Annotated in this window: 15 protein-coding genes; 7 read left to right on the top strand and 8 right to left on the bottom strand. The window is 74.1% G+C overall.

Features of this window, described 5'->3' with window-relative positions; translation table 11 throughout:
• Nucleotides 1-37: 37 nt before the first annotated feature.
• Nucleotides 38-1,267, top strand: a complete 1,230-nt coding sequence (locus ACIBG4_RS24440) for an isochorismate synthase MenF (protein WP_397203748.1) — start codon at nucleotides 38-40, stop codon at nucleotides 1,265-1,267.
• A gap of 16 nt (nucleotides 1,268-1,283) precedes the next feature.
• Here the strand turns inward: ACIBG4_RS24440 and ACIBG4_RS24435 are convergent, their stop codons facing one another.
• Both ACIBG4_RS24435 and ACIBG4_RS24430 read right to left on the bottom strand, forming a co-directional pair.
• Nucleotides 1,284-1,904 carry a YigZ family protein gene (locus ACIBG4_RS24435; protein ID WP_397203747.1) on the bottom strand — a complete coding sequence of 207 codons (621 nt, stop codon included), beginning with the start codon at nucleotides 1,902-1,904 and terminating at the stop codon, nucleotides 1,284-1,286.
• Nucleotides 1,905-1,941: 37 nt separating this feature from the next.
• Entirely contained in the window at nucleotides 1,942-2,397 is a 456-nt protein-coding gene (locus ACIBG4_RS24430; RefSeq protein WP_397203746.1) for a MarR family winged helix-turn-helix transcriptional regulator, read from the bottom strand.
• 55 nt (nucleotides 2,398-2,452) lie between these two features.
• Between ACIBG4_RS24430 and ACIBG4_RS24425 the strand changes: the two genes are divergently transcribed.
• The 3 genes from ACIBG4_RS24425 (at nucleotide 2,453) to ACIBG4_RS24415 (ending at nucleotide 4,733) form a co-directional block, all read left to right on the top strand.
• Entirely contained in the window at nucleotides 2,453-2,818 is a 366-nt protein-coding gene (locus tag ACIBG4_RS24425; RefSeq protein WP_397203745.1) for a VOC family protein, read from the top strand.
• A gap of 89 nt (nucleotides 2,819-2,907) precedes the next feature.
• A complete protein-coding gene (locus tag ACIBG4_RS24420; RefSeq protein ID WP_397203744.1) occupies nucleotides 2,908-4,026 on the top strand; it encodes an epoxide hydrolase family protein in 1,119 nt (372 codons plus the stop codon).
• Between the two features lie 128 nt (nucleotides 4,027-4,154).
• Nucleotides 4,155-4,733 carry a TetR/AcrR family transcriptional regulator gene (locus ACIBG4_RS24415; RefSeq protein ID WP_310709823.1) on the top strand — a complete coding sequence of 193 codons (579 nt, stop codon included), beginning with the start codon at nucleotides 4,155-4,157 and terminating at the stop codon, nucleotides 4,731-4,733.
• 37 nt (nucleotides 4,734-4,770) lie between these two features.
• On the opposite strand, the gene ACIBG4_RS24410 is transcribed toward ACIBG4_RS24415, so the two are convergent.
• Genes ACIBG4_RS24410 through ACIBG4_RS24400 form a run of 3 tightly spaced genes read right to left on the bottom strand, consistent with a single transcriptional unit; the run spans nucleotide 4,771 to nucleotide 7,563 of the window.
• Nucleotides 4,771-5,526: an ATP-binding cassette domain-containing protein gene (locus ACIBG4_RS24410; RefSeq protein WP_397203743.1), complete on the bottom strand. Its 756-nt coding sequence runs from the start codon at nucleotides 5,524-5,526 to the stop codon at nucleotides 4,771-4,773.
• Nucleotides 5,523-6,563: an ABC transporter permease gene (locus ACIBG4_RS24405; protein ID WP_397203742.1), complete on the bottom strand. Its 1,041-nt coding sequence runs from the start codon at nucleotides 6,561-6,563 to the stop codon at nucleotides 5,523-5,525. The genes ACIBG4_RS24410 and ACIBG4_RS24405 overlap by 4 nt, the downstream gene beginning before the upstream one ends.
• Before the next feature lie 19 nt (nucleotides 6,564-6,582).
• Entirely contained in the window at nucleotides 6,583-7,563 is a 981-nt protein-coding gene (locus tag ACIBG4_RS24400) for a substrate-binding domain-containing protein (protein ID WP_397203741.1), read from the bottom strand.
• Between the two features lie 133 nt (nucleotides 7,564-7,696).
• On the opposite strand from ACIBG4_RS24400, the gene ACIBG4_RS24395 reads away from it, so the two are divergent.
• A complete protein-coding gene (locus ACIBG4_RS24395) occupies nucleotides 7,697-8,329 on the top strand; it encodes a TetR/AcrR family transcriptional regulator (protein ID WP_310709829.1) in 633 nt (210 codons plus the stop codon).
• Between the two features lie 60 nt (nucleotides 8,330-8,389).
• On the opposite strand, the gene ACIBG4_RS24390 is transcribed toward ACIBG4_RS24395, so the two are convergent.
• Together ACIBG4_RS24390 and ACIBG4_RS24385 are read right to left on the bottom strand one after the other, a co-directional pair.
• Nucleotides 8,390-9,322, bottom strand: a complete 933-nt coding sequence (locus ACIBG4_RS24390) for an HpcH/HpaI aldolase/citrate lyase family protein (RefSeq protein WP_397203740.1) — start codon at nucleotides 9,320-9,322, stop codon at nucleotides 8,390-8,392.
• Complete coding sequence (locus ACIBG4_RS24385) at nucleotides 9,319-10,506, bottom strand: CaiB/BaiF CoA transferase family protein (protein ID WP_397203739.1); 1,188 nt, start codon at nucleotides 10,504-10,506, stop codon at nucleotides 9,319-9,321. The genes ACIBG4_RS24390 and ACIBG4_RS24385 overlap by 4 nt, the downstream gene beginning before the upstream one ends.
• Before the next feature lie 92 nt (nucleotides 10,507-10,598).
• Between ACIBG4_RS24385 and ACIBG4_RS24380 the strand changes: the two genes are divergently transcribed.
• Together ACIBG4_RS24380 and ACIBG4_RS24375 are read left to right on the top strand one after the other, a co-directional pair.
• Complete coding sequence (locus ACIBG4_RS24380) at nucleotides 10,599-11,240, top strand: GntR family transcriptional regulator (protein ID WP_310709834.1); 642 nt, start codon at nucleotides 10,599-10,601, stop codon at nucleotides 11,238-11,240.
• Between the two features lie 181 nt (nucleotides 11,241-11,421).
• Nucleotides 11,422-12,192, top strand: coding sequence for an HAD family hydrolase (locus ACIBG4_RS24375; RefSeq protein ID WP_397203738.1), 771 nt, complete (start codon nucleotides 11,422-11,424; stop codon nucleotides 12,190-12,192).
• On the opposite strand, the gene ACIBG4_RS24370 is transcribed toward ACIBG4_RS24375, so the two are convergent.
• Nucleotides 12,129-12,929 carry an inositol monophosphatase family protein gene (locus ACIBG4_RS24370; protein WP_310709837.1) on the bottom strand — a complete coding sequence of 267 codons (801 nt, stop codon included), beginning with the start codon at nucleotides 12,927-12,929 and terminating at the stop codon, nucleotides 12,129-12,131. The two genes, ACIBG4_RS24375 and ACIBG4_RS24370, sit on opposite strands and share 64 nt — an antisense overlap.
• Nucleotides 12,930-12,949: the final 20 nt, after the last annotated feature.

Below are 12,949 nucleotides of genomic sequence, written 5' to 3'. Positions count from 1 at the left end.
AGTCGAACGTGTTCAGTTCCCGCATAGAGTGTCTTGGGTGAGTGTCGCGCTCGGAACCACCCGCCCGCTACCGGTTCGCACCACCTCCGTGGGCGACCCCGGTGACCTGCTGGCTTCCCTGCCGAGGACCGCGCCGTTCGCGTGGATCCGTCACGGCGAGGGGCTCGTCGGCTGGGGGGAGGCCGCTCGCGTCACCGTGCCGCCGGGGCCGCGCCGCTTCGCGTGGGCCCGCCAGTGGCTGGCCGACGTGCTGGGCGACGCCCGCATCGACGACGCCGTCAAGACGCCCGGCTCCGGGCCCGTCGCCTTCGGCACCTTCACCTTCGACGAGGACGTGCCCGGCTCCACCCTGATCGTGCCCCGGACCATCCTGGCCCGCCGTGACGGCCGCGCCTGGCTCACCACCGTCGGCGAGCCGGGCCTGCAGCCGTTCACCCCGGTCCGCACGCCGGGCCGCATCCGCTACAGCGACGGGAGCCTGACCGCGCCCGAGTGGGAGGCCGTGGTGGCGCGGGCCGCCCGCCGCATCCGCGCCGGCGAGCTGGAGAAGGTGGTGCTCGCCCGCGACCTGCTGGCCACGGCCGAGCGCCCCATCGACATCCGGCTGCTGCTGGACCGGCTCAGCCGCCGCTACCCGGAGTGCTACACCTTCTCCGTCGCGGGCCTCGTCGGCGCGACGCCCGAGCTGCTGGTCCGCCGTACCGGCAAGCACATCGAGTCGCTCGTCCTGGCCGGCACGACGCCACGCGGCACCAGCGCCGCCGACGACCTCGCCCGCGGCACGGCCCTGTTCGCCTCGGAGAAGGACCGCCACGAGCACGAGTGTGCCATCGCGTCCGTCCGGCAGACGCTCGCGCCGCTGTGCTCCTCGCTGCACACGCCGGACGAGCCGGAGCTGCTCGTCCTGCCGAACGTCCAGCACCTGGCCAGCCACGTCACCGGGCGGCTGGCCGACGGGGCGTCCGTGCTGGACGTCGTCGCGGCCATGCACCCGACCGCCGCCGTCGGCGGCACGCCGACGGACACGGCGATCGAGGTGATCCGCGAGCTGGAGGGCATGGACCGCGCCGGGTACGCCGGTCCGGTGGGCTGGATCGACGCCCACGGCGACGGCGAGTGGGGCATCGCCCTGCGCTCGGCCGTCGTGGACGGGAACCGCGCCCGGCTGTTCGCGGGGGGCGGCATCATGGGCAACTCGGACCCCAGCTCGGAGCTGGCCGAGGCCCAGGCCAAGTTCCGCGTCATGCAGTACGCCCTGGAGGGCTGAGCCCCCGGCCGGGGCGTCAGCCCGGAACGTGGATGCCCTCGCCGGTCTCCACGCGGGCCCGCCCCGCCGTGAGCGTCGCCAGCCACGCCGTGAACGCCGGCACCTCGTCCTCCCCCACCGCCACCGCGAACTCGACGGCCGAGCCGTAGGCGACGTCCCGCACGGCGTACCGTGAGGCGCGCAGGCCGTTCTCGACGCGGCCCGCCTGGTCGTGCGCCACCGACACGCGCACCAGCCGCGCCGGCACCATGCGGACGGCCTCCGCCCGGTCCAGCGTCTCCGTCACCGCCGACCCGTACGCCCGGACCAGGCCGCCGGCACCCAGCAGGACACCGCCGAAGTAGCGGGTGACCACCGCCACCACGTCGTTGAACCCCCGGCCGACCAGGGCCTGCACCATGGGCGTGCCGGCCGTGCCGCCCGGCTCGCCGTCGTCGTCGCCCTTCTGCAGGCGCTGCCCGATCACGTACGCGGTGCAGTTGTGCGTCGCTCCCGCATGAGCCCTGCGGCGCCCGGCGATGAACTCCTGCGCCTCCTCCACCCCGCTCACCGGCGCCATCGCGCACACGAACCGGGACCGCCGCGCCTCCGTCTCGTGCTCGACGCCGGTTTTCAGGGTGAGGTACGAAGAGGACACCTCACCACGCTACCGCCTTTACAACGTAGATCAACACTCAGCCTGCGGGCGGTTCGGACTCGCCCAGGGCGGCGGCCATGCCGGTCAGGGCGTCCACCAGCAGATCGGTACGGGCCGGGTCCAGGTCGCGGACCATGAGCCGCTCGACGTCGAGGACGTCCGCGCGGGCCGCGAGCAGCCGGGCGCCGCCGGTCTCGGTCAGCGTGGCCGGCAGCGCCCGGCCGTGCGGCGCGGCCCGCGGGCGCTCCACCAGGCCGGCGTCCTGAAGGTTGCGCAGGACCACGTTCATCGACTGCCGCGTGACGAACGCCCCCCGGGCCAGCTCGGCATTCGACAGCCCCGGCCGCTGGTCGAGGAGCTCCAGGCAGGCGTACTGGGGCGTGGTGAGCCCGTGGCGCCGCAGGGCGGCGTCCATGGCCGCGCGCAGGGCGGCGTGCGCGCGCTTGAGCTGGTATCCGATGCTCCGGTCGAGATCCAGGCCGACTTGCTCCATGTCAGCATTCTGACATACAGTCCTGCTGTCAAAGTCCTGACATAGGAGGCACATCATGACCGTCACCGGAATCGACTTCGTGGCGCTGCAGGTTCGCGACGTCGCGGCGTCCGCCGCGTTCTACGAGAAGCACCTCGGCCTGGAGCGCGACCCCGCGGGCCCGCCGCACGCGGTGGTGTTCGCCACGCGGCCGATCCCGTTCGCCGTGCGTGAGCCGCTGCCCGGCGTGGACCTGGACGCGGCGTCGCGTCCGGGCCTGGGTGTGGCGCTGTGGCTGAAGGGGGACGACGCGCAGGCCCTGCGCGACGAGCTGGCGGCGGCGGGCGTGCCCATCGTGGCCGAGCCGGTGGACGGGCCGTTCGGGCGGACGTTCTCCTTCGCCGACCCCGACGGTTACGTCATCACCGTCCACGATCGCTGACCGCGCCGGAGATCCGGCCGGGGCGAGCGTTTGCGTCCATCGAACCGTATGGTGTACGGTACAGCGTACCGAGACGATGGAGGCATGGCTTGACCCCGAACGACATCCGCCCCTTCCGCTTCCAGCCCGCCCGCGCCGACCTCGACGACCTGTGGGGGCGGCTCGACCGGGTGCGCTGGCCGGACGAGGTCCCGGGGACGGGCTGGGAGCACGGTGTCCCGCTCGCCCACCTGAAGGACCTGGTCCGGCACTGGCGCACCGGCTACGACTGGGACGGCGCGCTGGCCGAGCTCGACGCGCACGACCAGTTCGTCACCGAGATCGACGGCCAGGGCGTCCACTTCCTGCACGTCCGCTCCGGGCGCGAGGACGCGCTGCCGCTGCTGATCACGCACGGCTGGCCCAGCTCCCCGGTGGAGTACCTCGACGTGATCGAGCCGCTCAGCCGCGACTTCCACCTGGTCATCCCGTCCCTGCCCGGCTACGGGCTGTCCGGTCCCACCCGCGAGCTGGGCTGGGGCTCCACCCGGATCGCGAAGGCGTGGCTGGAGCTGATGACGCGGCTCGGCTACGAGCGGTTCGGCGTGCAGGGCGGCGACTGGGGCACCTGGATCTCCCGTGAGATCGGCGTGCTCGCCCCCGACCGGGTGGTGGGCATGCACGGCAACGGGATCATCTGCTTCCCGATCGGAGCGCCGGGCGAGCTGGACGGGCTGACCGAGGTGGAGCAGGAGCGCATGGCCTTCCGTGAGCGCTACCTGACCGACCAGTACGCCTACAAGCTCATCCAGTCGGCCCGGCCGCAGACGTTCGCGTACGGCATGGCCGACTCCCCCGTGGCGCTGCTGGCGTGGTTCGCCGGCGTCTACCACGAGTGGAGCGACGAGGAGGTCCCGGCCGACCGTCTGCTCACCACGGTCATGCTCTACTGGCTGACCAACACGGCCGGGTCGGCGGCCCGCTCCTTCGTGGAGACGCCGGACACCGACCAGGACACCAGCGTCGAGTGGGAGCTCAAGCCGGCGACGGTGCCCACGTCGATCTCGGTGTTCCCGAAGGACGTCCTGCGGCCGATCCGCCGCTTCGCCGAGCGCGACAACGCCATCGTGGGCTGGGTGGAGCACGAGCGCGGCGGCACGTTCGCGGCACTGGAGCAGCCGGAGGTCTTCGCCGAGGACGTCCGCGCCTTCTTCGCCTCCCTCCGCTGACAGCCCGGCTCCGCTGACCGGCGAGCGGCGGGCGGGGGGCGGCGCGGGCGGGCGGGAAGGCATCGGGACACGGTCCGCGCCTTGACAGCCCTTACAGTCGGGGCGGCATCGCGCTTACTCTGGTGGTCATGTCCGTGACCCCTCTGCGGGGAGGTCCCGCACGTGAGGCCGAGCTGCTCGGCGCCGCCCTCGATGTGTTACGCGAGACGGGCTACGACCGGCTGAGCGTCGACGTGGTCGCGGCCAGGGCCCGGGCGAGCAGGCAGACCGTCTACCGGCGGTGGCCGTCGAAGGCGGAGCTCGTGGTGGCGGCGTTCGTCAACGCCGCCTCTCCCCTGCCCGAGGCGCCCGACACGGGGAGCCTGCGGGGGGACCTGCTGGCGCTGATGGAGTTCCTCGTCGCCGAGCTGGAGCCGCTCGGCGACGTCGTCGCGGGCCTGGTGGGCGAGATCCGGCACAACACCGAGCTGGCGGCCGCGGTGGACCGGCACTACGTGGCGGGCCGCAGGCGGCTGGCGATGCGGGTGTTCGAGCGGGCGTGGGAGAGAGGGGAGCTGGCGGCCGCCGCCGACACCGAGCTGCTGTGGCAGCTCGGGCCGGCGACCCTGTTCTTCCGCGGCCTGATCACCGGCGAGCCGGTGGACGGCGACCTGGCCCGCCGCCTCGTCGACCACGTCATCCTGCCCCTGGCCCGCTCCCGCGGGTGAGGCTCGCGCGGTTCACTCCCGCCGCAGCTCGTGCGGTTCACTCCCGCCGCAGCTCGTGCGCCAGCTCCTCCAGCTCCGCTCCCCCAGCCATCAACGCCGTCAGCTCCTCCCGGGTGATGTCGGCCTTGCCGTACTCGCCGAGGCTCGTCCCGCGGTTGAGCAGCAGGAACCGGTCCCCGACGGGGTAGGCGTGGTGCGGGTTGTGGGTGATGAACACCACCCCGAGCCCCCGGTCGCGGGCCCGGGCGACGTACCGGAGCACGACGCCCGCCTGCTTGACGCCCAGCGCGGAGGTCGGCTCGTCGAGGATGAGGACCCGGGCGCCGAAGTGGACGGCCCGGGCGATCGCCACCGACTGCCGCTCGCCGCCCGACAGCGTGCCGACCGGCTGGTCCACGTCCCGGATGTCGATGCCCATGGCCCGCAGCTCCTCCCGGGCGACCCTGCGGGCCTTCGCCACGTCGAAGGCGATGCCCTTGCGCGGCTCGGAGCCGAGGAAGAAGTTCCGCCACACCGACATCAGCGGGATCATGGCGAGGTCCTGGTAGACGGTGGCGATGCCGCGGTCGAGCGCCTCGCGCGGGCTGCCCAGCCGCACCTCCGCGCCGTCCACGAGGTACGTCCCGGCGTCGTGCTGGTCCACCCCCGACAGGATCTTGATGAGGGTGGACTTGCCGGCGCCGTTGTCGCCCAGCACGCAGGTGACCTCGCCCGCCGCCACCCCCATCGACACGTCGCGCAGGGCCAGCACCGAGCCGAACGTCTTGCCGATGCCGCGCGTCTCGATGATCAATGCTTCACCTCCTCGGCGTACCGCCTGACCAGGCGGTTGGCGAGCGTGGCCAGCAGCAGCATGGCGCCCAGGAAGAACTTGAACCAGTCGGCGTCCCAGCCCAGGAACACGATGCCCTTGTCGGCCATCCCGAAGATCACCGCGCCGATGGAGGCGCCGATCGCGGAGCCGTACCCGCCCGTGAGCAGGCAGCCGCCGATCACCGCGGCGATGATGTAGATGAACTCCTGCCCGATGCCGATGTTGGCCTGCACGGACGTGTAGCGCAGCGCGAGGATCGAGCCGACCAGCCAGGCGGCGAACGCGGTCGTCATGAACAGCGCGATCTTCGTGCGCGCGGCCGGCACGCCCACGGCCCGGGCCGCCTGCTCGTCGCCGCCGACCGCGAAGATCCAGTTGCCCGCCCGGGAGCGCATGAGCACCCAGGTCGCGAGGGCGGTGACCAGCAGCCACCACAGGATCGCCACGCGGAACGGGGTGCCGCCGATCTCGACGGTGCCCGCCAGGACCGTGCGCGCCCCTTCGTAGCCGGCCGCCCGGCGCAGCCCGCTGACCTGCACGGTGCCGGTGAGCGCCTTGGTGACGCCGAGGTTGACGCCCTGGAGCATGAGGAACGTGCCGAGGGTGACGATGAAGCTGGGCAGCCGGGTCCTGGTGACGATCATCCCGTTGGCGAACCCGACGGCCAGCGCCACGACGAGGCTCACGAGCATCGCCGTCCACACGTCCAGGCCGTAGCGGGTGGCGAGCGTGACGAGGATCAGGCCGGTCGTGCCGGTGAGGACGCCGGCCGACAGGTCGAACTCGCCGCCGATCATCAGCAGCGCGATGGCCACGGCCATGATGCCGAGCGTGGCGGCCGGGTCGAGCCAGTTGGCGACGCCCTCGGGCGAGCGGAACACCGCCGACTGCGCGGCGAAGAACGCGAACACCACGACCATCCCGACGACTGCGCCGAGCTCGGGGCGGATGAGCAGCCGCCGCAGCAGGCCGGCGCCGGCGACCCGTTCGTCGGCGCCGCCGGCCACCGCGGTCATGACCGCTCTCCGGCACGGGTCATCGGGTGCCCGCCTCGGCGAGCTTGGCCACCCGCTCGGCGTTGTCCTTGGTGACGAAGCCGGGGCCGGTGTTGACCGGCAGGCCGCCGCCGACGGTGTTGAGGTTCCGGTCGTACAGGGTGAGGAAGGTGATGGGCAGCCAGCCCTGGAGGTACTGCTGCTGGTCCACCGCGAACAGGATCTCGCCGTCCTTGATGGCCGTCACCACGTCGCCCGACAGGTCGAACGTGGCGAGCTTGGCCGTCGAGCCGGAGTCCTTCACGGCGTCGCGCGCGGCGATCGCGACGGCCGGGTTGAGCGCGAGGACGCCGTTCACCTGCTTGTCGGACTGGAGCTTGGCGGTGACCTTGGAGGTGACGTCGGCGAGGTTGCCCACGTCCACCTGCAGCCGCTCCACCGTGCCGCCGAGTCCCTGCTCGGCGCCCTTGCACCGCTGGTCGAGCCCGACGTTGCCGGCCTCGTGGACGACGCACAGCAGCTTGGTGACGCCCGCGGCCTTGAGCTGCTCGCCGGCGCCGCGCCCCGCCACGTCCTCGGACTGGCCGACGTGGGTGATCGCGCCGAACGCCTTGGAGGAGTCGGCCCCCGAGTTGATCGTCACGACGGGGATCCCGGCGGCGACGGCGCGGCCGACGGCCTCCTTCAGCGCGTCGGGGTTGGCCATGGAGACCACCAGGCCGTTGACCTTCTGCGAGACGGCCTGGTCGATGAGCTGGGACTGCTTGCCGGGGTCGCCGTCGCCCTGGTACGTCACCGTGACGCCGTACTGCTTGCCGGCCGCCTCGGCGCCGTTCTTGACCACGTCCCAGAAGGCGTCGCCCGCCCCGCCGTGGGTGATGACGGCGAAGGTGGCGCCGCCGGCCGCGGGCGGCGCGGAGCCGGAGGCGGGAGCACTCTCCGTGCCGGCCCCGCCGGAGGAGGAGCAGGCGCCGAGCGTCAAAGCGCAGAGCAGGGCCAGCACGACACGGGTTCGTCTCACCGGGACACCTCCATGACCATCGGGCTCGCCCCGGTTGTACATCAATATCAACTCTTTGTATAGACATACGGACCAATGCGCGTGGATCGGCCGGACGCTAGAACGGAAGTTTCCGTTCCAATATGCTGGGGGCATGACGACCACACCCATGAGCGGGCGCAAGGCGCAGGCGGCGCGCAACGACGAGCTGATCCTGGAGGCGGCGCGGGCCGTGTTCACCTCCGACCCCGGGGCGCCCATCTCGGCGGTGGCCGAGCGCGCCGGCGTCGGGATCAGCGCACTCTACCGTCGCTACCCCGGCAAGGAGGACCTGCTGCGCAAACTGTGCCTGGACGGGCTGAACCTCTACAGCGCGGTGTCGGAGCGGGCCCTCGACGACCAGGGGGACCCGTGGGAGGCGTTCGCCGGCTACATGCGCGGCACCGTGGACGCCGACAGCAGCTCGCTGACCATCAAGCTGGCCGGCACCTTCCAGCCCACGCCGGAGCTGGGCGCGGCGGCGGCCCGCGCCTCGGACCTGGCGACCCGGGTCCACGCGCGCGCCGTGGAGGCGGGGGTGCTGCGTCCGGACGTCACGACGGCGGACATCGCGCTGCTGTTCGAGCAGGTGGCGTCGGTGAAGCTGGGCGATCAGGAGCGCACCCGGCAACTGCGGCATCGCTACCTGGCGCTGCTGCTCGACGCCCTGCGCGTGCCCGCCTCCCACGACGCCCTGCCGGGCCCCGCCCCGGAGGACGCGGAGCTCTCCACCCGCTGGATCCCCTGACCCGCCGCCTCAGGGCACGCGGCGGCGGGTCAAGCGGGTGGCCGGGCGGTCGGGGACGGGTCAGGCGGGTGGCCGGGCGGCTGGGGACGTGGCGTCCGGGGCCGTGGCGGCCGGCCGGTCGTGCGGGCCGTCCGGGAGCGGTGGGGCGAGGCGGCGGGCGAGGGCCAGGGTGCGGCGGGCGCGGGCGACGATCGGGGCGTCCACGAAGCGGCCGTCCGGCAGGGCGACCGCCCCCAGCCCCTCCCGCTCCGCCAGCTCGGCCGCCTCGGCGATCTCCGCGGCCCGCGCGGTCTCCTCCGCCGTGGGCGTGAAGGCGCGCCGGATCGCCGGGATCTGGCGCGGGTGGATGGCCGCCCGCCCGAACATCCCGATCCCCCGCCCCGCGGCGCACGACGCCAGCAGCCCCTCCTCGTCCCGTACGTCCGGATAGACCGACATGGGCACGGGCGGCAGCCCTGCCGCGGCGGCGGCCAGCACCACCTGGAGCCGGAGCTGGTCGAGGGCGGTCGCGGCCGTGACGGACAGCTCGGCGGCCAGGTCCTGCTCGCCCAGGGCCACACCGGCGACCCGCGGGTGGGCGGCGATCGCCGGAGCGGCCAGAATCGCGGCGGCCGACTCCAGCACCGCGTACGCCGGGACCGCGAGGCCGTCCAGCGCGTCCAGCACCCCGGCGGAGTCCACCTTGGGCAGCCGGACGCCGCCGAGCCCCGGCAGGCCGGCGAGCGCGGCCAGGTCGTCCAGCCCCCTCGCGGTCGTCACGTCGTTGACCCGGACATGGACGGCCACCGCGCCGGCGTCCCCGGCGGCGCGCTCGCGCAGGTAGGCGGCGGCGTTGGCGCGGGCCTCGTCCTTGCGGGCGGGGACGACCGCGTCCTCCAGGTCGATGATCACCACGTCCGCCCCCGACGCGGCGGCCTTGGCGAACCTCTCCGGCCGGTCCCCCGGCACGTACAGCCAGGAGACGGCGGGCAGCCGGGACGACGGCGACGTCATGCGATCACGCCCTTGCCACGCAGGCCCGCGATCTCCTCGGCCCCGTAGTCCAGCTCCCCCAGCACCTCGTCCGTGTCGCGCCCCAGCGACCGGCCCGGCCAGCGCACCTCGCCGGGCGTGTCCGACAGCCGGAACAGCACGTTCTGCATCGTCACCGTCCCCAGCTCCTCGTCGGGCAGCTCGACGAACGTCCCCAGCGCCGCGTACTGCGGGTCCTCGGCGATGTCCCGGACGTCGTAGATCGGCGCGATCGCCGCCTGCGCCTCCTCGAAGCGGGCGATGACCTCGTCGGCGTCGCGGGCGGCGATCCAGCCGGCGACGGCCTCGTCCAGCTCGTCCACGTGCGCCACCCGGCCGCTGCCGCTGGAGAACCACGGCTGCGCCACCAGGTCGGCCCGGCCGACGAGCGTGACGACGCGCTCGGCGACCGCCTGCGCGCTGGTGGACACGGCCAGCCAGCGGCCGTCGCGGGTGCGGTAGGTGTTGCGGGGCGCGTTGCTGCTGGAGCGGTTGCCGGTGCGCCGCGGCACCGCGCCGAGCGCCCGGTAGGCGGTCATCTGCGGGCCCAGCAGGCCCAGGATCGGCTCGATGATCGCCATGTCCACCACCTGCCCGCGCCCGGTGCGCTCGCGGGCGTGCAGCGCCACCATGATCGCGTACGACATCGCGAGGCCCGCGATGCCGTCGGCCAGCGCGAGCGGCGGAAGCGTGGGCGGCCCGTCCGGCTCGCCGGTCATGGCCGCGAACCCGCTCATCGCCTCGGCCAGCGTCCCGAACCCGGGCTGCCCGGCCATCGGCCCGCTCTGCCCGAAGCCGGTCATGCGGGCGACGATCAGCCGGGGATTGAGCTCCAGCAGGTCCTTCGGGTCCAGCCCCCAGCGCTCCAGCGTCCCGGGCCGGAAGTTCTCGACGAGCACGTCGGAGCGCGCCACGAGGCGGCGCAGGATCTCCTGCCCCTCGGACCGCGACAGGTCCACCGCGGCGGCGCGCTTGTTGCGCGACAGGGACTTCCACCACAGCCCGACGCCGTCCACCGAGGCGCCGTGCCCGCGCGACGGGTCGCCGCGGCGCGGGTGCTCGATCTTGATCACGTCGGCGCCGAAGTCGCCCAGCATCATCGCGGCGGAGGGGCCCGCGAACAGCGTCGCGGCGTCGATGACCCGCAGGTCGGCGAGGCTCGTCATGTCTTATAACGTATAAGAAATACCTTTCCGGTCAACCCGGGCCCGTCGTGGGGGAGACTGAAGCCATGCCGACCCCTGAGCCGCGTCCCCCCATGAGCAAGGCGGACTACGTCTACGGCGTGCTGGCCGAGGAGATCCGCTCCGCCCGCATCCCGGGCGGGACGGCGCTGCGCGCGGCGGCGATCGCGCGCCGTCTCGGGGTGTCGGTGACGCCGGTCCGCGAGGCGCTGCGCCGGCTGGAGAAGGACCGGCTGATCAGCTACGAGGCGCATCACGGCGCCACGGTGGTGGACCTGGGCGACGACGCGCTGGAGGAGTTCTACGGCCTGCGCGCGGTGGTCGAGGGGCTGGGCGCCCGGCTGGCCGCCACCCGCGTCACGCCGGAGGAGCTGGAGTGGCTGCGCGAGCTGCACGCCGCGATGGCGCGCGACGCCGCCGAGGGACGGCTGAACCGCCTCGGCGAGCAGAGCAGGCACTTCCACCTGCGCATCGCCGACATCGGCGGCCCCGCCTTCCTGGGCCAGCACGCGCGGGCGGTGCACGACAGCTTCCCGGTGCCCCCCGCGGCCTCGCTGTGGCTGGACCCGGCCCAGGTGCCGGGCCAGCTGGAGGCGCACGAGGGCATCCTGGCGGCCCTGGAGCGGGGCGACGGCGCCGCGGCCGAGCACCTCATGATCGAGCACGTCCGGCGGGCCGGCGAGCACCGCCGGGACCACGAGCCCCCGGACGGCTGACCGGCCCCGCCACGTCACCGGGCCCCGCCACCCGCCGCCCGGACGGGCGCGGCCGGTCAGGCGGACAGCTCGGGGAAGGGCTCGGGCGGGCGCCGCCGTCGGTGCGCGGGCTCACGCTCGGCTGCCCGCCGCACGAGCCGGCGGCTCGCATCCTCGCGGAGAAAGGTGCCAGGATGGGAGTGTGATCCGCGGCGTCCTGCTCGACCTCGACGGCACCCTGCTCGACCACCGCTCGGCGGCCGACGCGGCGGTCACGGCCTGGCTGTCCGGGCACGCGCCCGGCCATCCGCGCCTGGCCGAGGCGGCCGCGTTGTGGTGGGCGCTGGAGGAGCCGCACCTGCGGGCGTGGCAGGCGGGCGAGTGCTCGTGGGAGGAGCAGCGCCGCCGGCGGATCCGGGCGCTGTGCGTGGAGCTGTCCGTGACGGTGCCGGACGACCTGGACGCGGCGTTCGGCGCGTACGCCTCGCACTACCGGCAGAGCTGGACGGCCTATCCGGACGCGGCGCGGGCGGTGGCGGCACTGCAGGGGTTCCGGCTGGGGGTGCTGACCAACGGGTCGCAGCGCATGCAGGAGGCCAAGGTCCGCGCGATCGGCCTGGACGGGCGGGTCGGGCCGGTGCTGACGGGCGAGGTGCTGGGCGGGAGCTACAAGCCGGCTCGGGCCTGCTACACGGCCGCCGCCGAGGCGCTCGGGCTGGCGCCCGGCGAGGTGCTGCTGGTGGGCGACGACGTGGTCAACGACGTGACGGGGCCGGCGGCGGCCGGGATGCGGTCGGTGTGGCTCGACCGGCACGGCACGGAGCCGCCTCCCGACGGTTTCCCGCGCATCACGTCGCTGGCGGAGCTGCCGGCGCTGCCGGCCCTCGCCGCTCAGGGCGCTCAGGGCGCTCAGGGCGCGAGGTCGGCCAGGGCGGAGGCGGCCAGGTCGAAGCCGCCCACGCAGGCGAGGTAGTCGCCCTTGACCAGCGGGTCGCCCAGGTAGACGCCGCCCGCCTGCCGGACGATCAGCGCCCCGGCGGCCACGTCCCACGGGCTGGCGCCCGTGCCGTACGCGACGTCCGCCCACCCGGCTGCGACGTGCGCGAGCTTGAGCGCGGCGCTGCCCACCCGCCGCACCGCCGCGAACGACTCCAGCAGCCGGCCGTAGCGCAGCAGCGCCTCCTCACGCCGGGCGGCCAGCTCGCGGGGCGTCGGATAGCTGGTCAGCAGCATCGCCTCCCGGTCGCCGGCGGCGCCGGTGCTGCGGATGGGCGTGCCGTTGCACCAGGCGCCCGCCGTCGAGGCGGTGAACTCGTCCTCGCGCACCGGGTCGTACACGACGCCGGCGACCAGCTCGCCCTCCACGGCGGCGGCGATCGAGACGCAGAAGAAGGGCAGCCCGGCGGCGAAGTTGGCGGTGCCGTCGATCGGGTCGACGTACCAGCGCAGCGGGCCGGAGCCGCTCTCGCCGCCCTCCTCGCCCAGGACGGCGCTGCCGGGCCACCGGCTCTCGATGACGGCGCGGATCGTCTCCTCGGCCGCCTTGTCGTGCTCGGTCACCGGGTCGTGGAAGTCGCTCTTGGTGGCCACCTCCGGGCGGGAGCGGAACGCCTTGCGCAGCCGCGGCCCGACGGCCCTGGCCGCCTCGCCGGCCGTCTCCAGCAGCGCGTCGTGCGGGAACGGCGTGTCCTCGTGTCGCCTGGCGTCCATGCGTCCTCCCCCATCACGGC

The organism is Nonomuraea sp. NPDC050383 (genome assembly GCF_044459125.1).
GTDB lineage: Bacteria > Actinomycetota > Actinomycetes > Streptosporangiales > Streptosporangiaceae > Nonomuraea.
This window is presented reverse-complemented; position numbering and strand designations above follow the sequence as displayed.